We start from the raw sequence: 19,977 nt of genomic DNA, 5'->3' as shown, positions 1-19,977 counted from the left end.
TTAGTTAATAATTAAACATGCAAAAGGCTGGGAGGGGTCCCAGCCTTTTAAACTTCATATTTGTTTAATTTTCTTACCACCAGACGATAACGCTTAATGCTGCAATGGTCAATACAGCAGCAAAGATTCCACCATATATCATCATGGCAGGTAGTTCATGCCCTTTATCCTTCATATGCATAAAGTAATAAAACTGGAATGCAACCTGCACGACTGCTAGAAGTAGCAACAATGGAACTATAAACATTTTATCGATAGCATTGGTGGCCACAACTCCAAATGCGATAAGTGTAAAACCAATCATTAACGCAAAGGAAATTAGCTGTTTTTTCATCTCATCTTTACTTTTTTGTTTGCGAAATGAGTTTATCTTATTGGTATTGGTGTTTTCAGCCATTGGTTAACCCACCTTTCCCATTAAGTATACAACAGTAAAGATAAATACCCATACAACATCAATAAAGTGCCAGTATAAGCTAAATGTATAGTATTTAGGTGCATTGTATAGATTCAAGCCTCTTTTAGCATTCCGTAACATTAATACAATTAACCAGCTAAGCCCAAAAACAACGTGACCGCCGTGGAAACCAACTAATGTATAAAATGCAGAACCAAAGGCAGAAGAACGGAAAGTAAACTCATATTCGTGAATATAATGGTAAAACTCATATATTTCACATCCTAGGAAGGCCATACCTAAAAATGCTGTAATTCCTAGCCAAAGCTGCATTTTTTTAAAATTGTTGTTTTTCATTTGATACATTGCATAAACGCTTGTCAAAGAACTGGTTAATAACAGCATAGTCATAACGAAAACAAGTTCTAATCCAAACAAATCTGTAGATGCAGGACCATTAGCAGTTGAGTTTCTTAAAGCTAAATAGGTACCAAATAAACTTGCAAACAAGACTGTTTCTCCACCTAGGAAAAACCATAAGCCTAAAAATTTATTTTTACCTTCAAGTGTAGCCTTTTCAGGTTCTTGAGGCATTGTTTCTGGGTTTAAGGAATGATCATGACTCATATCAGTCAGCCTCCCTTTCAAGATCTTCTTTGTGTATATGGAAACCATGATAATCTTTCAGAGATCTAATAAGCATACAGATTAGCGCAATCGCCATTCCAATAAATACAGCTGCTAACCATCCGTTATGATCCACTTGGTAGATGAAACCAAATCCTGCTATAAAGAAACCAAATGACATAATAAACGGTAAAATAGAAGCGTCAGGCATATGGATATCACCGAGCGGTTCCGCTGGTGTGATCTTTCCTTTACCTTCCGTTTTTTCAATCCATAATGGATCAAGTCCCCGAACAAGCGGAGTTTGTTTAAAGTTATAAAACGGTGGTGGTGAAGGTATTGCCCATTCTAATGAACGGCCATCCCAAGGATCTGCAGACGCCTTTTCTCCTTTAATGCTCGTATAGATAATATTGATAACAAAGATCAATCCACCTACACCCATTAGAAATGCTCCAATAGTACTTACCAGGTTCCCTGTATCCAACCCTTGATCTTCTAAGAACACCCAATAACGACGCGGCATACCCATTAGACCTAGGAAATGCTGAATAAAGAAGGTTAAATGAAACCCAATAAAGAATAGCCAGAAAGACAGTTTACCCAAAGTTTCGTTTAAGATTCGGCCAAACATCTTCGGCCACCAATAATGTAATCCAGCAAGAATTCCAAAAACAACCCCACCAACAATTACATAGTGAAAGTGTGCCACTACGAAATAGGTATCATGGTATTGATAATCCGCTACTGCAGAGGCGAGCATTACACCAGTCATTCCACCAATGGTGAAAGACGGGATGAACGCAAGTGTCCAAAGCATCGCTGAATTAATTGTAATACTACCTCCCCACATGGTAGCAAGCCAGTTAAAAATCTTAATACCAGTCGGCACTGCAATCGCCATTGTTGCGATGGCAAAGATAGCATTTGCAACTGGGCCAAGGCCTACTGTAAACATGTGGTGAGCCCATACCATAAAGCCTAAGAACGCGATCAGGATGGTCGCAAATACCATTGCTGTATAACCGAACAATCGCTTTTTGGAAAAAGTTGAAATAATATCACTGAAAATACCAAAAGCCGGTAATATTAGGATATATACTTCAGGATGTCCAAAAATCCAGAATAGATGCTGCCAAATGACAGCGTTCCCTCCTAATGTCACATCAAAAAATGCGGCGCCGAACATGCGGTCAAACATTAAGAGGAATAAACCTACCGTTAATGCTGGAAATGCAAATAGGATTAACACACTTGTTACAAAGGTAGTCCATGTGAACAAAGGCATACGCATATACGTCATCCCTGGTGCTCTCATCGTTACAATTGTAACAAGAAAGTTTATACCCCCTATTAACGTCCCTGCTCCGGATATCTGGAGACCAATTATGTAAAAATCAACTCCATGTCCAGGTGATTGAATTGATAATGGTGCATAAGAGGTCCAACCTGCATCTGGCGCACCGCCTAAAAACCAACTACAGTTTAATAAAACGCCACCAAACAAGAATAACCAAAAACCTAAAGAATTTAAAAATGGAAACGCAACATCACGTGCCCCAATTTGTAAAGGCATAATAGCATTCATTAAGCCAAGTAATAATGGCATGGCAGCAAGGAAAATCATTGTTGTTCCATGCATTGTAATCATTTCATTATATAGCCCCGCAGTTAGAAAATCATTTTCCGGACTTATTAATTGTATACGTATAAACAAAGCTTCTAGTCCACCTAGCAGGAAAAAGAAACCACCAGCAAATAAATACAACTTTGCTATTTTCTTATGGTCCACTGTTGTTAAGTAATCCCACACGGCAGCTAGAAATCCTTTATTCTGAGCAGCTGCAATACTCAAATTTGAAACCTCCCTTTTACATCTTCCATCCCTTTTTTGTTTTGTTTCTAATTCCCTGCACTTTCAGGAGAAATTTCAGACGGCTGCAATTGCAATAAATATGCAGCAATTTGTTCTGCTTCTTCTTCTGATACTTCAGGGTAGTTACCAGTCATCTTATTGCCTGGCTTTATTGATTCAGGGTCTCTTATCCAATCAACTAGATTCTCTTCTGTTGGCTCAAGAAAGCCTGCAATTTTGGAACGGTCACCGAAGTTTGTAAGGTTTGGCCCAGTAGCATTCGGGGAAGAACCAATTGCGTGACAAGCTACACAACTTTTCTCTTCAAACAATGCTTTTCCATCTTGAGCTACTGCATCTTCTGGCTCAGCTTGAGGATCGACATTCTGCATGTCAGAAACCCACTGTTCATACTCCTCTGGGCTTACCGCAACTACCTTAAAGTCCATTAGAGAGTGAGAAGGACCACATAACTCAGCACATTTCCCCCAGTAAACGCCTTCTTCATAAGCTTCAATATACATGGTATTTACATTCTCAGGGTTAACATCCATCTTCCCGGATATACTCGGTACCCATAGTGAATGAATTACATCAGAAGACTTCATGTTAAGAAAAACTTTCTCACCTGTTGGGATGTATAAATCCTGGCTTGTTTGAATCTCTTGGCCTTCATAATTGAAATGCCACCAGTATTGATTCCCAGTTACTTCTACATTAATTCCATCCTGCGCCTGAGATTGGTCAGCAAGATCAAATGTTGCAGCCACAGTTGGTACTGCAAGGATAAGCACTAGAATAATTGGAATTACAGTCCATACGGTTTCAAGTGTTTTATTACCTTCCACTTGTTTTGGAATGAAATTCTCTTGCCCCTTCTTTTTACGGAAGCGAACCAGTGTAATGACATATACGAGTAAAACAATAGCAAATACAAACGCCATGATAATTATTGAAAGAATAATTAGATTCATGGAGGACTCAGCGCCATATCCTTTTGGTTCAAAAGCCGTAAGATTTTCTTTTCCGCAACCGGCGAGAAGTAACGCCAGTAAGCCAAAAAGAAATAAAGGTTTTCTTTTTCCCATCCAACCTATCATTTATTTATACCTCTCTTTCCTCATGTTGTTTCCTTATATATATTTATAATTAAGGACAATAACTAGCTAAACGGTGAATTAATGGTTACTAGTACCATTACAAGGCAAAGTACAGTCAAGTAATTTAGAGAATAAATAAAAATAACATTTGCCCATTTTAAATCATTTTTCATAAAGAAACCTCTAATTGCAATGACAAGCCACCCAATATTTAAAATAGTGGCAACTACCATAAAAATGGTACCAAGTGGTGCCATGAAGAATGGTAATGGTAGTAGACACGCAATATAGATTACGATTTGCCGTTTAGTAAACTCAAAACCCCTTACAACCGGAAGCATAGGAATCCCGGCACTTTTATATTCTTTACATTTTTTCATAGCTAATGCAAGAAAGTGTGGTGTTTGCCAAATAAACATAATAATGAAAAAGCCAAACGGTATGACACTAAATGTCGGATCTACTGCTGCCCATCCAATTAATGGGGGTGCGGCTCCAGAGAAACTACCAATTGCAGTATTCAATGTATACCTTCTTTTTGACCACATTGTATATAAGACTACATACGTAAACCAACCCATAAAAGCAAACAACACTGCTTCTATTGTAGTAAACATTAACAAACTAAACCCAAGTATTGTAGCAATAATCCCTAGTGTTAATGCTAAATTTAATGATATGTTACCGGTTACGGTAGGACGTGTTTTAGTACGGGTCATCTTAGGATCAATATCCACGTCATACCAATTATTAAGAATGCACCCACCAGCAATAACAAGTGTACTTCCTATGATCGTTAACAGGAAAACATCCCATTTTGCCATAAAAGGGGTGTTTGTAAAATAAAGGGCTAACCAGAAGCCAGTGAATACAGTTATTAAGTTTGAATTTACAATACCGACTTTAACAAGAGCTTTAACGTCCGCGAAAGTTACGTGACTCTTTTTATCTGTTACGTTTAATGTGGCAACTTCTGGTGAAGATGTTGTCTCTATTTTATCCATTTTGTCTCCCCCCTTCATATTCCAGCAAGATGGCCTGCCATAGCCATTTACCTTTTCTATCGAGTTCATAAATTGATACAGGCCATTATTTCCATTGTATCATGGAATGGTTTAACAATCTAATGACTACAACATTATTTTACAGTTTACGAGGAACAATTTATGTGACAAATTTATGACTATTAAGAGAGGGCTTCCACTATATTACTTTAGGGGTTTTTCTATTAAGTAATCAACCCAAACCTATGTATGATACTATGTTAAATCATAGTGAAAGAAAATCATCTAGTTTATTTCTAGCAAACAACGACCAACAATGCAAGGTTTTTTGTAAATCCGAAGTGAAAAAAGACTCTATTCATGATACGATAGCTATTGTGTTTGATTGTTTGTACATTTTACTATAAATTGTCGCGCCCAAACTTATAAATGTGAAGGGTTACATAATAAGCAAAACTATTTATCATAATAAAGCGGGGTTGTAAGATGATCAAAATGTTAAAGAGCTTTTCTCTCATAGCAACAATAGGCATGCTTCTCATCCTACTCGGGGGAGCCCTTGTTACGAAAACCGAGTCTGGTGATGGTTGTGGGAAGAGCTGGCCATTATGTGAGGGCCAATTTATACCTACAAATATTACGTTTGAATTAGTTGTTGAGTTAAGTCATCGAATGGTATCCGGAATTGTTGGTATTGCTGTAGTTGTGTTAGCAGTGTTGGCATGGAAACATTTAGGGCATGTGAGAGAAGTGAAATTTCTTTCTGTTTTGTCTGTGTTTTTTCTTGTATTACAAGCCCTGATCGGCGCGGCTGCAGTAATGTGGGGCCAGTCTGATTTTGTACTAGCAGCACATTTTGGAATTTCCCTTATTTCTTTTGCGTCAGTTTTCTTACTTACCCTTCTTATATTTGAGATTGATAAGAAATTCGATGCCAGGTCGTTAAGAATAAAAAAGAATCATCGCATTGAGATCTACCTTCACACTATTTACACAATGTGTGTGGTTTATACAGGCGCACTTGTTCGTCATACAGAAGCTAACCTGGTATGTGGAGACTGGCCATTTTGTACAAATGCTGCCCCATTGAATTTTAGCGCATATAGTACAGAACAATGGATTCAGATGGGACATAGGCTTGCTGCAGGAATATTATTTTTATGGACATTAACGTTAGCTTTTCGGATGATTCGACAGTATCGAAATAAAAAGGTTATGTATTGGGGATGGATGGTTGTCTCTGCACTTATCTCATTACAGGTGTTTACAGGTGCTATGATAATTTTTACCATGTTGAATTTGGGGATTGCTTTATTACACGCACTTATCATTTCCTGTTTCTTTGGGATGATTACTTATTTCGTTCTACACGCTACTAGAAGTGCGAAATATGAGAAAGAGCAATTAAAAACGTCAACAAAGAAAACGATGTAAAAGAGCGGCAGAATTCTCAACAGATTCTGCCGCTCTTTTTGGTTTTCTAATTACTCAAATTCGATTAATAGGTCATCAACAGCAATTGGGTCACCACTTGCTACATAAACTTTTTTAACGACGCCATCAAATGGAGCCTGAACAGTCGTTTCCATTTTCATTGCCTCTGTAAGTAGAAGATGATCCCCTTTTTCAACTTTATCCCCATTACTAACCATTGCTTTAAGCACAGTTCCCGGCATCGTAGCCCCAACCTGCTTCTCATTATCTTTCTCTACCTTTGCTTTTACAGACAACATAGATTTTATACTCTCATCTTTCACCACAATTTCCCTTGCTTGACCGTTTAATTCAAAATATACGACCCTTGTACCGTCTTCCTGCGCTTCAGAAATTGATACTAATTTTACGATTAATGTTTTGCCTTGTTCAATCTCTACTTCAATTTCTTCACCAAGCTTCATGCCATAGAAAAAAGTTGGAGTATTTAATACCGACATATTACCATATTTTTCGTAGAAATGATGATAATCCATAAACACTTTTGGATATAACGCATATGAAATCATATCAAAGCTTGTAACCTGTCTACCCAGCTTTTCAAATAGCTCTTCTTTAAGACTGGTGAAGTCAATCGGTTCTAACAGTTCTCCAGGTCTTACTTCAATTGCTTCCCTGCCCTTTAAAATAATCTCTTGAAGTTTTTCCGGAAAACCTTGGTATGGTTGCCCGATATCCCCCTTGGCAAACTCGATAACAGATTCTGGAAAGTCTATGGATTCTCCTCGCTCATAAATATCCTTTTCCGTCAAATTGTTCTGTACCATAAATAATGCCATATCGCCAATTACTTTGGATGAAGGTGTTACCTTTACGACATCTCCAAACATATCATTAACTTGTCTAAACATCGTCTTCACTTCATTCCAGCGATCTTCAAGACCGACTGCTTTGGCTTGCTGCTTTAGGTTACTATATTGGCCACCAGGCATCTCGTGCTTATAATTTTCAGTATGCGGGGATTTCATTCCACTTTCGAAATCCTGATAATAGTCTCGTATACCTTCCCAATATTGCGATAATTGTTCATATGCATCGACATCTAAGTTCGGCTGTCGGCTTGTGCCTTCCAACGCATGGTAAAAAGCTTGTGCACTAGGCTGTGAAGTTAACCCAGCCATGGAACCGGCTGCTACATCTACAGCGTCTACCCCCGCTTCTACAGCTCTTGCATACATAAAAGTTCCATTACCACTAGTATCATGTGTATGGAGGTGAATTGGAAGATCAACACTATCCTTCAGTGTTGAAATAAGCTGATAGGCAGCCTCTGGCTTCAAAAGTCCTGCCATATCTTTAATCCCCAGAATGTGCGCTCCTGAATTTTCAAGCTCTTTGGCAAGGTTTTTATAATAAGTTATATCATACTTGGAACGCCCCTGATCAAGGATATTTCCTGTATAACACATCGCCGCCTCGGCAATCTTGCCTGTATCGCGGACCGCTTCAATAGCAGGCTTCATTCCTTCTACCCAGTTCAAGCTGTCGAATACACGGAATACGTCAATGCCAGCATTGGCACTTTTAGCTACAAATTCATTAATCAAATTATCCGGATAATTTTTATAACCTACTGCATTACTTGCTCGAAGTAACATTTGAAATAAAAGATTTGGCATTTTCTCACGAAGTTTCAAAAGTCTATCCCACGGGTCTTCTTTTAGAAAACGGTAGGCGACATCAAACGTTGCTCCGCCCCACATTTCCACCGAGAACAAGTTGGGAAGCAAAGCTGCAGTTGGTTCAGCTATTTGCAATAAATCCTTTGTCCTCACCCTTGTTGCGAGTAAAGATTGGTGGGCATCACGAAATGTTGTGTCCGTAAGCAATACTTCTTTCTGCTCTTTCATCCACTTTGCTAGCCCTTCAGGCCCTTGCTCATCAAGTATTTGTTTTGTCCCCTGCTTAACAGTTTTCTGAGCATAGCCTTTTGGAACAACAGAGGTAGGGAAGTTTGGTTTTTCTTTCCTTGGCATTCCTTCTCCACCATTTACAGTAGTGTGTGCGATATAGCTAAGCATTTTTGTTCCACGGTCTTTACGTCGCGGGAAAACAAATAATTCTGGCGTCTCATCAATAAAAGTAGTGTTATATTCTCCGGAAAGGAAGTTAGAATGTTGAATAACATTTTCAAGAAATGGGATATTTGTTTTTATTCCGCGTATCCTAAATTCTTTTAAATTTCTGACCATTTTGAGTGCAGCTTGGTCAAATGTCAGTGCCCATGTAGACACTTTCACTAATAATGAATCATAGTAAGGTGAGATAACTGCTCCTTGGAAACCATTCCCTGCATCAAGTCTAACACCAAATCCTCCACTGCTTCTATAAGCCATGATTTTACCCGTATCTGGCATGAAATTATTTAATGGGTCTTCTGTCGTTACGCGAGACTGAATGGCATAACCATTTGTCTTAATAGCTGCTTGCTCAGGGATCCCAATTGAGGATTCATGAAGGTTTTGGCCCTCCGCAATTTTAATTTGGGTTTGTACAATATCAAAGCCAGTAATTAATTCAGTAATCGTATGTTCTACCTGAATTCGTGGGTTTACCTCTATAAAATAAAAAGAATCGTTTGTTACAAGGAACTCTACTGTCCCTGCATTTATATAGTCAACATTCCTTGCTAGTTTAACAGCTGCTTCGCAAATTTCCTGCCGCAGTTCTTCTGCAAGAGATGTACTAGGCGCTACCTCTACAACTTTTTGGTGTCTACGTTGCACGGAACAATCTCTTTCGTAAAGATGCACGATATTACCGTGCTGATCCCCAATAACTTGCACTTCAATATGTTTTGGATTCTCAATAAGTTTTTCTACATAAATAGCATCATTTCCAAAGGCTGCTTTCGCTTCAGACTTCGCTCTTTCATACGCTTCCTCTAACGCTTTTTCATTTTCGACTATTCGCATCCCTCGTCCACCGCCGCCAAGCGAGGCTTTAATGATGATTGGATAGGAGTGTTCCTCAGCAAAGGCTTTCACTTCGCTTAAAGAATTAACCGGGCCATCACTACCCGGAATCACTGGCAATCCTGCTTGTATTGCCTGACTACGTGCCTTCACTTTATCTCCGAACATCTCTAAATGGTTGCTTGTTGGTCCAATAAATTGAAGTCCCTCTTCTTCACATCGTTGTGCAAACATTATATTTTCGGATAGAAATCCGTAGCCAGGATGAATAGCATCTACCCCTACATCCTTTGCCAGATTGATGATGCCCTCAATGTCTAAATAGGCATCAATTGGCTTCTTTCCTTCTCCAATAAGATAGGCTTCATCTGCCTTGAACCGGTGATAAGCACTTGTATCTTCTTTCGAATAAATAGCCACTGTGCGAATATCTAACTCCGTACAAGCACGGAAGATACGTATTGCAATTTCCCCTCTGTTTGCAACTAATACTTTGTTTATTTTGTTTAGTTCTGCCATACTCTTCCTCCTCTAGTAAAATGAGATGAATTTCTTTTTTCAGTAGAGTGATCGTTCGCTTGTTTGTGGTTAACATCTTGCATATCGTGTTGTTTTGTCTGTTTTGCAACATTATTTAAAATCCCCATTGATATCATTAAGATCAATAGAGATGAACCACCATAACTAACAAAAGGTAGAGTTACACCTGTAATTGGCAATATGCCACTAATGGAACCTAAATTTATAAAAGCCTGAATGCCTATCATCGAGGAAATCCCCAATGCAAGCAATGCCCCAAAACTATCTCGACATTTACGAGATATAAATATACCTCGAAGTACAATTAAAGCAAGCATACCAATAACAATTAATACTCCGATAAAACCTAGCTCTTCAGCTACAATCGCCATAATAAAATCAGTATGTGCCTCCATAAGATAGCCTAGTTTTTGAACACTTTGACCAAGACCTTCTCCCGTTAAACCTCCAACCCCTATTGCTAAATAAGATTGAATTAAATGATAGCCATCGGTAGCCGGCGTCTCAAATGGTTGGTAAGCACCCGTAAATCGAGAAATCCTTTCGTCCGTTACCATATATGGCAATGCAAGTAAAACGAGTCCTACCCCAACAGAGGTTAACAGTAGTAAATGTTTTAAACGAATTCCCGAACTGAAAATAATGGTGCTTACAATTAAAAAGATGATGGAAGCTGTTCCAATATCCGGCTGCATGACGATTAGTCCTAAAACTATCGCAGTTAAAATTAATGGAGGTAGAACACCTTTACTAAATTCATTAATATACTCTTGTTTTTTGGAATATACCGAAGCAAGATACATAATTAATCCAAGCTTTGCAAACTCTGCAGGCTGTAAACTAATTGGTCCGATATATAGCCAGGATTTTGCGTTATTGGCCGTGTTTCCAAATAAAAGCACAGCTACTAGAAGCACTAAGATAGTCAGTATAATAAACTTCATAAGCTTGTGATAATATTTATAAGGAAACAAGCTACAGGCAATAAACCCAACAAGCCCTAAACAAAACCATTGTAACTGACGGAATAAATAATATGTAGTATCATGCCCTTCCACTACCGCACTCACCATACTAGCACTGTAGATCATAACCGATCCGAAAGCAGCTAACAGTATTGGTGTGATAATTAAAATAAAATCGTAATCTCTCAGTTTATGTAACATCTTGCTTCTCCCCATTTTAGGTAATGAACATTATAGATTATCTTATTATAACATATTTTAGAAATGAATAATGGTTTCATGGGAAATAGCATAAGTCTTACATTATCAGCAGGTTAGCTATTTATTTCCCCATTACACCACCTTTTAATCTTGTTTTTTAAAAACTTGTTTTATACTATTTCGGTACACAGGATGACATATGTGTCGGTTTACAACTTCTCCAAGTACAAAAAAACCTTGCCAAAAACAAGTGGGCAAAGTTTTTACAAATCGTTTTAACGCCAAAAACCTAGTATTATACTGAGTTTTGCGCTGCTTCATGCAGTATATTAAGCTGCCTCTCCAGATTTTCGAGAAGTGCTTTTCCTTCATCCTCGCTGATTAAATTTAAACGCACAGCAAAGTCAATTTCCCTTGAAAGTCCAAACATTTGAGTATCAAGGACCTCCTCATATAAAGGGCATTGTGGCATTGTTAGATTTTCTATTTGAACTTCTATTAATCGCAAAATTTTATCAGCATCAGCCTTAAGAAGGGCATAGGCTTTTTCACGATGATTGACGGTCACCTCAGGCATCAAATATATCCCCTCCGCTAAAAGACTTTCTTCTATATTATATTATCGTTAGACCCAAAAAAATGCAAATAAAATTATATATTTTTTTAATTTATAAAGTGAAATTATTATTTATGTCTGCTATCCTTATACAAGATACATATAGAGAGGTGAAAATTATGATTATACCAATCAATGGAAACGTTACCTATCCCATAACTTTAGATCCAACAGTGTGGATCTTTGATGATCGGAAAATACTGTTTGAGGAAGCCTTTGAGGGAAAACAAGAAAAACAGGAAAAAGATAGCGAACTTGAAAGAGCTTCTAAGCGTTGGGACAGGGAAGTCTATCAACAAAGTATTAAACCACCTGTTAACCAGAGTATAAAGAAATTTGAAAGGGATAAAATTTTAACTAATTCCTACGTAATACCACTTGAAGATTTCATTGCAAATGCGGAGGTAAAACCCTCAGCAAAACATGCGATCTTAATTACTGGGGAAAAAGAGATTAAAATATCCCTGACTGATTTAACTAATAGTTATTTCTTATTTGCGGTGGAAGGAAAGCCTTTAAAGGAAGATGGTCCAGTCCATCTTTATTATAAAGATGGCTCTAATAGAGACAATCCAATCAAGCATATAACAAAAATTGTGATTGAATAGGGTGAAACTTCATTTGGAGGAGGAGTTCTACTCCTTCAAATGTTAGTTGAACGAACCGGGGCATACTGGCAGATGACCCCCAGGGCCTTTCTGCCAAATAAAGCGGGATGAATTTTCTTTCAAAAAAGTTCTCGTTTCCTCATACCTATATCGATTTAGCCAGACGTTTATACAACGGGAAACTTCCGTTGTATATTTTTATGGTTTGCAAGCAAAATAACGATATGACAAGTATGAGGAGGAAATAAAGTGAAATTACCGTTTGTTTTTTTGATGGTAGGAAGTTTATTATTCTGCTTCGGGTGTCAGCAATCGGAGGAAGAACCACTTGCCTCTAAGGACGAAAGCAGTCAATATATTCAAGTAAAAGATTCTGATCCTGCTCAACGGAAAAATTTAAACAATAGTCAAATCGCAACACACCTTGCTAACATCGCTAGTGATGTACCGAATGTAAACGATGCTGCATCAGTTGTAGCAGGGCCATATGCAGTAGTTGGGATTGATGTGGACAAAGACCTTGATCGGTCCCGAGTAGGAACAATCAAATACGCCGTCCTTGAAGCACTTTATCATGATCCATACGGGAAATCAGCGATTGTCGTAGCAGATGCAGACATTACAGAGCGAATTCGAGGAATGGGAAATAAAATACAACAAGGTCAACCAGTGCAGGGGATTGTAGACGAACTCGCTGCTATTGTTGGAAGGTATATGCCAGATTTTCCTATTAACGACCAACAGCCTCAGGAACCAGATCAGAATAAAGAGATTATACCAGAAAAAGATAAGCGAAAGCTTGAAGAAATTGAGGGTGAACAATCAAATCACCACGACAAGTAGAAAAATTCACTTTTTATAAAGTGAAACTCCATTTGGTGAGAGGGGTTCCCTTCTCCCCCACCAAATGTTAGTTGAACGAATTGGACCTTTACTGACAATTGACCCCCACTTAGAATGCTTGATTGCTTCCTGCTTTCTTGAAGTGGGTCTTACTGGCAGTTAAGGCGAGATAAAGTGAATGACATCCACAATTTAACAGTAATCAGCTAAGGTAAAGCCGAAAGATTTGTATCTTTCGGCTTGGGTTATGACTTTTGGCTAAGTTTTCTTAGTTCTGTTGCCTTTCAATATTGTTGTCTATTTTATGCTCGTTATAATATTGAACACCAAATTGGGACCCTTCTGACACCATTTTTGCATTTTCAAATTGCGAGATATCCTGTTCACTTGATTGGTCAGGTACCCCTGCATCTTCAAATGTTTCATTGGATTTCTTTAATTTAAGCTTTCCAGGCACTTTACGAACACCTTGCTTTAGCTTCTCCCTGTTGGACTTATCCTTAAGAAAGAAACCAGCCGTGACACTTAGTGCTCCAATGGCGCCTGCTGTCGATAGCATTGTACGCTTCTTCACAGAACCACCTCCGTTATATATTTGTTGTATAATATCCCTTTCCCTTATTAGTATTTTACAAAACATCTTCCCTATTCCACTTTAAAAAGTCGAAATATGTTATACTAAAGAGAAATACAACATGTTTTAAGTTAGAGGTGATCAACATGCAGGTAAAATGTGCTATATGTGATCAAATAGAGGATATAGAGGATCATTCCCTACAAGCGAAAAGGTTAAGGAATCGTCGCATTCATATGTATTTATGTGCCAGTTGCTACGAGAGAATTGGAAATAATACGAAGAAAAGGCTTGCTACAGGCAAATTTAAACTTAGGGAAGAGAAAAAACGCTCAGATGAATTTATCTAAGCAAAAATCACCCACTCTCAGAGTAGGATAAAAAACAACAAGAGGCTGAGGTATAGCATTATATCATCATTAGATGCGAATAATACGTCTTAGCATTAAATCGACAGAACACTCCGCGTTCTTCCTACGCTACAATAAGAAAACCCGAACTAAGCAGACCTTTATTCAAGGGCTTGCATGATAGTTCGGGTTTTCATCTGTAGAGAACTTTTGTCCCATTTCCTTGTTTATTCCCTTGCATTCCGTTCACGGTGTAGTCGGAACCGATAAATACCGAGAACTAGTGAGACAACAAGGAGACTCTCTGTAATTGGTAGCTTTAAAATACTAAAAATTGTTAATATGTATACTCCTACAGCAAGCATAATATAGACAAAAATAGTTTTTAACAATGGTAATTTCCTGGCAAAACCAAGCTTAAAAGCGATTGCACCAAACAATAAGTTTAATAAGTAAAATGTTACATAAATATGGTCCGTACCGAAATTATCTACGTACAGATCAAATAATAGACTAAAACTCGTATCCATTTATATCCCCCATCAATCCCTCAAAATTACAGTTAACAGATTCATTTTATCATACTAGACTTTCTGTAAATATGCCAATTTCCTGAAAAGTTGTCGAATTGGTTTTGAAACTACCACTTTAATCGTTTATACTATGGGAAGAAGAATAGAGGTGTTTAAATGAAAACGATTAATTTTCCTATGCTTTTGCTCGCCTGTTTGGTAATTCTGATGTTTGTTGGATGTGGGGTAGCAATTGCTTTACGAAATGTTTGGTTGATTGCATTATTTATCTTCTTAGGTTTTGCCTTTATGGGGTATGGAATATCATTAAAGCGAAAAAAAAGTGATATCTAATGGATATCACTTTTTGCCTTTTATAAGGAAATCTTCCAAAATTTCTTGTTGTACACATGGGTTGCATGTAAATATGGAATTTTTCGTCAGCATATTAACAGGATTTCCATCCGCTGTAGTCGTTACACCGCCAACCTCATTGATGATCACCATACCTGCAGCAATATCCCAAGGCGCTAGACTCATGGTTAAATAGCCATCAACAATTCCTTCAGCTGTATAGGCAAATTCCAGTGCCGCAGATCCATATGTACGTGTCCCGCGAACTGTTTTAACCAATCGTTGCATCTCTTTTTCATGGACTAAACGATTTTCACATAACCAAAAATGATTGAAGCTAAGAATGGACTCATGTAATGGAACATTTGGATCAAGTTTTGGAATTTCCACCTCATTCTTAAATGCTCCCTGAGTTCTCTGCGCACTATAGAGTACGTCATCCATAACGTTATATATTAAGCCTATTTCACCAATACCATCATGATAAATACCGATAGAGATTGCAAAGTTTCGCTTTTGATGTACGAAATTCATTGTGCCATCAATTGGGTCAATTATCCAAATTGTTCCATCCATTGTGGAGAGGTCGTCACCAAAGCCCTCTTCACTCAATATTAAGTGACTTGGATATGCATCTCTAATTTTTTTTGCAAAAAATGCTTCTGTGTCTTTATCCATCGTTGTTACAAGATCATTTGGATTTGATTTTGTATCAATGTTCAATGGATCATCAATTTTTCTTCGAATAGTTGCTCCCGCTTGCAATACCCATTCCTTCGCCTGTTGAAATAACTCATCTCGTAGTTTTGCTTCCATTAGGCTACCTCCACTCAATTTTAAACTATATATTCATAGTATCAAATTAAGATGGTAGCGTCATTAAATATGGAATTAGAATTCAATTCGAGTCTTCTTTACTTTCAATTTGTAGGAGCTGCTTGCGCAATTGTTCAAGCCGTTCTTTTGCTTTTATAACCTCAACTGTGTCCCCTGCTTGTAATGCATCATAAAGTGATACTAATTCGTAATCAATTTCCATTCGAATTACAGGCAACTTTTCCTGTGCTTCTTTACGACGTAAGGCCTCCATTACATATTTCACTTCTTCCACAACCTTTCAGATCACTTTTAATATATTTATGAGCCGGCCTTTAATTTGGTTCAATAATTTTCTGAAAATCAACTATTTACTTGATAACATTCCCCATAATATGCTTGTTTTAAACATAATTGTTACAGTGTGCGACAAGCGTTCATCCTTTGCTCACCAATTTGACTAGTTAATTTTATAAGTAATATACAGTTTACCTTGACTTGAATTCATTTTTACTTAATAATAATTATTATAATCTATAGCTTTTATATATTAAGAATAGGTAAAGAAAATGGAGGTTAATGATGTCATTTCAAGGGTTTAAACAAGAGGATTTTAAAACATTTTATATAGAAGGTTTAGAAGAGAGAATGGCTGCGATCCAAGAACGGATACAACCTAAATTCCAAGAGGTTGGGGATCTTCTTGCAGATTACCTTGCAGCTGAATTACAGAATGAGATGTTTTTACACATTGCCAAGCATGCTAGAAGAACGGTAAACCCACCAAAAGATACATGGTTGGCAATTGCTGATAATAAACGCGGGTACAAAAAGCACCCCCACTTCCAAATTGGCTTGTTTGATGATCATTTGTTTATTTGGCTCGCGCTAATATATGAATTAGAACCTAAACAAGAAATTGCTCAAGCATATTTAGAACAATTTGCTGCATTAAAGAAATTGCCCGATGAGTTTGTTGTCTCCCTGGACCATATGCAAAAGGATTCCATCTCAATTGAGGCGCTACAGAAAAAAGATTTGGAACGATTTCGTGATGTGAAGAAGGCAGAATTTTTAGTTGGGAGACATCTTTCACCAGATGACGTGCGTGTTACCGATGGAAATGCATTTATTACTACTGCTAAAGAAACATTTAAGGAATTGCTTCCTTTCTATAAAATTGCTTTAAACCAACGGTAAAAAATACGGAAAATAAATCTTATTAACAAAACTTGCAAAGATCCTTAGTTCTTTGCAAGTTTTTAGGCTTTTTGAAGATATTTTAAATTTGTTTAAAACCAAGGAAATACAATTACATGGAGAATACTTCCTCTGACGTCTCTCTCGCTTTTTTTACAACCTTGTAGCTTGAATACCCGGACTCCTTTTCAAATTCTGCAAATACTCTCTTTTCTTCACTTTTAGACGGAATGATCTCTTTTAATCTTCTATAAAGTGTCAATACATTTCGTCGATTGACTTTACTTTCATAAGCTTTTTCCATTAAAGAAAAGAAATTTACGACATCAATAATTTCTTCTTTACTCCATGTTTCATCTATAGGATATTGGTAATTCATACAATACACTCCTTATTGCCAGCTTGTTCTTATTTGCTCTGCTTCCTTTATAATAGCTTGTATAACCTCATCTACAGGGCTTATATCATTAATCCTAGCCGCTCCTTGCCCTGACCAACCAAACCCCATTTGCTCATCACCATTAATAATGTAATTTTGATTTGCCTGGCCGCTGATTAAATCCTTTAAAGCATCATACCCTGGTTCTAATTTTTCCATTTCTAAAATTTGTTCTGTCCAGGAGTTGCGCAGAGCTCTTGCCGGTGTGCCGATTGATCGTTTAATCACAACAGTAGATACTTCTCCAGCATTAAGTATTGCTTGCTTGTATGACACGTGTGCGTCTACACATTCTTTCGTGGCAATGAACCTTGTCCCCATTTCTACACCTTCTGCTCCAAGAGCTAACGCTGCCATTAAACCTTTCCCGTCTACAATACCACCTGAAGCAATAACCGGTATCGAAACATGCTCTCCGACAAACGGGGTTAATACCATCGTTCCCATATCGCCGCGTCCAAGGTGTCCTCCACCTTCGTACCCGACCACCATCACTGCATCTGCCCCGAGTTCTTCAGCTTTTACTGCCTGCCTTTTAGCAGCAACAAGTACAAGTGTCTTTATATCTTCCCCTTTTGCTTTGTTAAGTATGTCTTTAGGATTCCCTCCAGTTATACTAAGTACAGGGACTTTTTCTTCTAATACGACTTGTAGCATATGGTCATATGGGCGGCCATGCTGGCCAATAGCGAGGTTTACCCCAAAAGGTTTATCTGTTAGGCTTTTAACTTTTTGAATCTCCTCTCGAAGTCGATGTTCATCAGGTAAACTCATTGCTGTAATTTGTCCAAGGCCACCGGCATTCGATACAGCAGCAGCTAAATCTGCATATGCAAGATAGGCTAAGCCACCTTGAACAATTGGATACTTAATGTCCAAAAGCTTTGTCACTTTTGTTTTCCACTCCACGTCACCCATCCCCCTTCCTGTTATATTTTTATACTAGCAATATTTCTTAACCTTGTGAATGAAAATGAAGCTAGTATTTGCCAGCTTTATTTGCTATAATACGTTAGCTATTTATTTTAAAAATGAGGTGCAACACTGTGAAAGACCAAACAAGAACCCCACTGTTTTCCGGGTTATTAGACCATATTCGTAAACATCCAACCCAGTTTCATATACCTGGACACAAACAAGGAAAGGCAGTTGAGCCTTCTTTTCGTGACTTTCTTGGTGAAAATGCTTTTAAAATGGATTTAATTAATATAGAACCTCTTGATGATCTCCATCACCCAAATGGCATTATTAAAGAAGCACAAGATTTAGCAGCAGAAGCATTCGGGGCTGACTATACGTTTTTCTCCGTACAAGGGACAAGTGGAGCTATCATGACAATGGTCATGAGTGTATGTAACCCAGGGGATAAAATTCTGGTACCGAGAAATGTTCATAAGTCCGTGACCTCTGCTATTATTTTCTCTGGTGCTGTCCCTGTTTTTATTCATCCAGAATTGGACCCTGTACTAGGAATTTCTCACGGAATCACACCGCGAGCGGTTCGCCATGCACTTGAAGCACATCCAGATGCAAAAGCAGTACTTGTGATTAACCCTACGTATTTTGGTATTGCAGCAGATCTCGAGTCCATCGTGGAAATTGCTCACCTTCATGATATACCTGTATTAGTTGATGAAGCGCATGGGGTGCATATTCACTTTCATAACGACCTGCCTCTCTCTGCGATGCAGGCGGGAGCAGATATTGCAGCTACAAGCGTGCATAAATTGGGAGGTTCGTTAACCCAGAGCTCTGTACTTAATCTAAAAGGAGAAAGAATCTCTCACGAACGAGTGCAGACTGTCCTGTCAATGTTAACAACCACCTCTACTTCCTACATTTTGCTAGCATCGTTAGATACAGCAAGAAAACAGTTAGCAATATCAGGAAAGTCAAGAATTGATCAGGCAATTAAACTCGCAAACAAAGCAAGAAAAGCGATTAATGAGTTACAGTTCATATACTGTACTGGCGAAGAAGTTATTGGTTCAGAAGCAGCCTATCACTTTGATCCAACAAAGCTAATTATTTCGATTAAAGACCTTGGGATTACAGGCTATGACGCCGAGGTATGGTTAAGAAATAATTTCAATATCGAGGTTGAGTTATCCGACCTTTATAATATTTTATGTATCATTACACCTGGAGATTCTACTGAGACGATAGAAAAGTTATTAATTGCTCTTGGACAATTAGAAGAAACTATGCGACCGTTATCTTCTAAAAAAGACGTTCAGGTAACAATTCCTGAAATACCGCGATTAGCTTTGGCGCCACGGGATGCATTCTATGCAGAAACTGAAGTAATTCCTTTCAATACTGCTGCTGGTAGAATAAGCGCAGAATCTATTATGGTCTACCCCCCGGGCATACCTATTTTCATCCCTGGCGAAATTATAACAAATGAGAACATCGAATATATTTGGAAAAATGTTGAAGCTGGTCTTCCCGTCCAAGGGTTACAAGATGAAACCCTCCAAACAATTCGTGTCATAAAAGAATATCGAGCATTTAATTAAAAACGCCCGCATACAATTGTATGCGGGTTTATTTACTAATTACGTCAA

At 38.0% G+C, this 19,977-nt stretch carries 21 protein-coding genes; 7 read left to right on the top strand and 14 right to left on the bottom strand.

Going from position 1 to position 19,977, the window contains the following annotated elements; translation table 11 throughout:
* Positions 1 to 73: 73 nt before the first annotated feature.
* From ctaF to cyoE, 5 genes are all read right to left on the bottom strand, one after another.
* Positions 74 to 397 (bottom strand): cytochrome c oxidase subunit IVB, encoded by a 324-nt coding sequence (ctaF, locus tag LG273_RS08325; protein WP_379560958.1) that lies wholly within the window; start codon positions 395 to 397, stop codon positions 74 to 76.
* Between the two features lie 3 nt (positions 398 to 400).
* Complete coding sequence (locus tag LG273_RS08320; RefSeq protein WP_379560957.1) at positions 401 to 1,024, bottom strand: cytochrome (ubi)quinol oxidase subunit III; 624 nt, start codon at positions 1,022 to 1,024, stop codon at positions 401 to 403.
* Position 1,025: 1 nt separating this feature from the next.
* Positions 1,026 to 2,879, bottom strand: a complete 1,854-nt coding sequence (ctaD, locus tag LG273_RS08315) for a cytochrome c oxidase subunit I (protein ID WP_379560956.1) — start codon at positions 2,877 to 2,879, stop codon at positions 1,026 to 1,028.
* A gap of 47 nt (positions 2,880 to 2,926) precedes the next feature.
* A complete protein-coding gene (coxB, locus tag LG273_RS08310) occupies positions 2,927 to 3,979 on the bottom strand; it encodes a cytochrome c oxidase subunit II (RefSeq protein WP_379560955.1) in 1,053 nt (350 codons plus the stop codon).
* A 62-nt stretch (positions 3,980 to 4,041) separates the two neighbouring features.
* The gene (gene cyoE / locus LG273_RS08305; RefSeq protein ID WP_379560953.1) at positions 4,042 to 4,983 is read right to left on the bottom strand and encodes a heme o synthase; all 942 of its coding nucleotides are present in this window, start codon (positions 4,981 to 4,983) and stop codon (positions 4,042 to 4,044) included.
* 486 nt (positions 4,984 to 5,469) lie between these two features.
* Here cyoE and LG273_RS08300 point away from each other — a divergent pair, with 486 nt between their 5' ends.
* Positions 5,470 to 6,417, top strand: a complete 948-nt coding sequence (locus LG273_RS08300) for a heme A synthase (protein ID WP_379560952.1) — start codon at positions 5,470 to 5,472, stop codon at positions 6,415 to 6,417.
* A 50-nt stretch (positions 6,418 to 6,467) separates the two neighbouring features.
* Here LG273_RS08300 and pyc read toward each other — a convergent pair whose 3' ends face one another.
* The 3 genes from pyc to LG273_RS08285 all read right to left on the bottom strand — a co-directional run bounded on the left by pyc (position 6,468) and on the right by LG273_RS08285 (position 11,675).
* Positions 6,468 to 9,911 (bottom strand): pyruvate carboxylase, encoded by a 3,444-nt coding sequence (gene pyc / locus LG273_RS08295; RefSeq protein WP_404459143.1) that lies wholly within the window; start codon positions 9,909 to 9,911, stop codon positions 6,468 to 6,470.
* A complete protein-coding gene (gene ftsW / locus LG273_RS08290) occupies positions 9,899 to 11,098 on the bottom strand; it encodes a putative lipid II flippase FtsW (RefSeq protein WP_379560950.1) in 1,200 nt (399 codons plus the stop codon). The genes pyc and ftsW overlap by 13 nt, the downstream gene beginning before the upstream one ends.
* Positions 11,099 to 11,393: 295 nt before the next feature.
* Complete coding sequence (locus LG273_RS08285) at positions 11,394 to 11,675, bottom strand: YlaN family protein (RefSeq protein ID WP_036573332.1); 282 nt, start codon at positions 11,673 to 11,675, stop codon at positions 11,394 to 11,396.
* A gap of 62 nt (positions 11,676 to 11,737) precedes the next feature.
* Here LG273_RS08285 and LG273_RS08280 point away from each other — a divergent pair, with 62 nt between their 5' ends.
* Positions 11,738 to 12,322: a hypothetical protein gene (locus LG273_RS08280; protein ID WP_404459140.1), complete on the top strand. Its 585-nt coding sequence runs from the start codon at positions 11,738 to 11,740 to the stop codon at positions 12,320 to 12,322.
* 249 nt (positions 12,323 to 12,571) lie between these two features.
* Positions 12,572 to 13,165 (top strand): YhcN/YlaJ family sporulation lipoprotein, encoded by a 594-nt coding sequence (locus LG273_RS08275; protein ID WP_379560948.1) that lies wholly within the window; start codon positions 12,572 to 12,574, stop codon positions 13,163 to 13,165.
* 268 nt (positions 13,166 to 13,433) lie between these two features.
* On the opposite strand, the gene LG273_RS08270 is transcribed toward LG273_RS08275, so the two are convergent.
* Positions 13,434 to 13,739, bottom strand: a complete 306-nt coding sequence (locus tag LG273_RS08270; protein WP_379560947.1) for a hypothetical protein — start codon at positions 13,737 to 13,739, stop codon at positions 13,434 to 13,436.
* 146 nt (positions 13,740 to 13,885) lie between these two features.
* Between LG273_RS08270 and LG273_RS08265 the strand changes: the two genes are divergently transcribed.
* A complete protein-coding gene (locus tag LG273_RS08265) occupies positions 13,886 to 14,089 on the top strand; it encodes a YlaI family protein (RefSeq protein ID WP_379560946.1) in 204 nt (67 codons plus the stop codon).
* 227 nt (positions 14,090 to 14,316) lie between these two features.
* On the opposite strand, the gene LG273_RS08260 is transcribed toward LG273_RS08265, so the two are convergent.
* Entirely contained in the window at positions 14,317 to 14,619 is a 303-nt protein-coding gene (locus tag LG273_RS08260) for a YlaH-like family protein (protein ID WP_379560945.1), read from the bottom strand.
* 159 nt (positions 14,620 to 14,778) lie between these two features.
* Between LG273_RS08260 and LG273_RS08255 the strand changes: the two genes are divergently transcribed.
* Entirely contained in the window at positions 14,779 to 14,955 is a 177-nt protein-coding gene (locus LG273_RS08255) for a DUF5325 family protein (protein WP_379560943.1), read from the top strand.
* 6 nt (positions 14,956 to 14,961) lie between these two features.
* Here the strand turns inward: LG273_RS08255 and LG273_RS08250 are convergent, their stop codons facing one another.
* On the bottom strand, positions 14,962 to 15,771 hold the full coding sequence (locus tag LG273_RS08250) for an inositol monophosphatase family protein (RefSeq protein WP_379560942.1): 810 nt from the start codon (positions 15,769 to 15,771) through the stop codon (positions 14,962 to 14,964).
* Between the two features lie 82 nt (positions 15,772 to 15,853).
* Positions 15,854 to 16,057 (bottom strand): hypothetical protein, encoded by a 204-nt coding sequence (locus LG273_RS08245; RefSeq protein WP_379560941.1) that lies wholly within the window; start codon positions 16,055 to 16,057, stop codon positions 15,854 to 15,856.
* Positions 16,058 to 16,353: 296 nt separating this feature from the next.
* Here LG273_RS08245 and LG273_RS08240 point away from each other — a divergent pair, with 296 nt between their 5' ends.
* Complete coding sequence (locus LG273_RS08240; RefSeq protein WP_404459136.1) at positions 16,354 to 16,971, top strand: YktB family protein; 618 nt, start codon at positions 16,354 to 16,356, stop codon at positions 16,969 to 16,971.
* A gap of 112 nt (positions 16,972 to 17,083) precedes the next feature.
* Here the strand turns inward: LG273_RS08240 and LG273_RS08235 are convergent, their stop codons facing one another.
* Complete coding sequence (locus tag LG273_RS08235; RefSeq protein WP_379560938.1) at positions 17,084 to 17,350, bottom strand: UPF0223 family protein; 267 nt, start codon at positions 17,348 to 17,350, stop codon at positions 17,084 to 17,086.
* Positions 17,351 to 17,362: 12 nt separating this feature from the next.
* Positions 17,363 to 18,319: an NAD(P)H-dependent flavin oxidoreductase gene (locus tag LG273_RS08230; protein ID WP_379560936.1), complete on the bottom strand. Its 957-nt coding sequence runs from the start codon at positions 18,317 to 18,319 to the stop codon at positions 17,363 to 17,365.
* A gap of 137 nt (positions 18,320 to 18,456) precedes the next feature.
* Here LG273_RS08230 and LG273_RS08225 point away from each other — a divergent pair, with 137 nt between their 5' ends.
* A complete protein-coding gene (locus LG273_RS08225) occupies positions 18,457 to 19,929 on the top strand; it encodes an aminotransferase class I/II-fold pyridoxal phosphate-dependent enzyme (RefSeq protein ID WP_404459134.1) in 1,473 nt (490 codons plus the stop codon).
* Positions 19,930 to 19,977 lie beyond the last annotated feature (48 nt).

This window comes from Oceanobacillus kapialis (genome assembly GCF_044790185.1).
Classification (GTDB): domain Bacteria; phylum Bacillota; class Bacilli; order Bacillales; family Amphibacillaceae; genus Oceanobacillus_B; species Oceanobacillus_B kapialis.
The sequence above is the reverse complement of the archived record's forward strand: the minus strand, read 5'-3'. Positions and strand labels throughout refer to the sequence as shown.

Coding starts and splice junctions, on each gene's coding strand:
- LG273_RS08250 (WP_379560942.1), bottom strand. CDS start 15,771: ATGGAAGCAAAACTACGAGATGAGTTATTTCAACAGGCGAAGGAATGG.
- LG273_RS08280 (WP_404459140.1), top strand. CDS start 11,738: ATGCAAATAAAATTATATATTTTTTTAATTTATAAAGTGAAATTATTA.
- LG273_RS08285 (WP_036573332.1), bottom strand. CDS start 11,675: ATGCCTGAGGTGACCGTCAATCATCGTGAAAAAGCCTATGCCCTTCTT.
- LG273_RS08240 (WP_404459136.1), top strand. CDS start 16,354: ATGTCATTTCAAGGGTTTAAACAAGAGGATTTTAAAACATTTTATATA.
- LG273_RS08235 (WP_379560938.1), bottom strand. CDS start 17,350: ATGAATTACCAATATCCTATAGATGAAACATGGAGTAAAGAAGAAATT.
- cyoE (WP_379560953.1), bottom strand. CDS start 4,983: ATGGATAAAATAGAGACAACATCTTCACCAGAAGTTGCCACATTAAAC.
- LG273_RS08255 (WP_379560943.1), top strand. CDS start 14,779: ATGAAAACGATTAATTTTCCTATGCTTTTGCTCGCCTGTTTGGTAATT.
- LG273_RS08265 (WP_379560946.1), top strand. CDS start 13,886: ATGCAGGTAAAATGTGCTATATGTGATCAAATAGAGGATATAGAGGAT.
- LG273_RS08320 (WP_379560957.1), bottom strand. CDS start 1,024: ATGAGTCATGATCATTCCTTAAACCCAGAAACAATGCCTCAAGAACCT.
- LG273_RS08260 (WP_379560945.1), bottom strand. CDS start 14,619: ATGGATACGAGTTTTAGTCTATTATTTGATCTGTACGTAGATAATTTC.
- ctaF (WP_379560958.1), bottom strand. CDS start 397: ATGGCTGAAAACACCAATACCAATAAGATAAACTCATTTCGCAAACAA.
- LG273_RS08300 (WP_379560952.1), top strand. CDS start 5,470: ATGATCAAAATGTTAAAGAGCTTTTCTCTCATAGCAACAATAGGCATG.
- coxB (WP_379560955.1), bottom strand. CDS start 3,979: ATGATAGGTTGGATGGGAAAAAGAAAACCTTTATTTCTTTTTGGCTTA.
- ftsW (WP_379560950.1), bottom strand. CDS start 11,098: ATGTTACATAAACTGAGAGATTACGATTTTATTTTAATTATCACACCA.
- pyc (WP_404459143.1), bottom strand. CDS start 9,911: ATGGCAGAACTAAACAAAATAAACAAAGTATTAGTTGCAAACAGAGGG.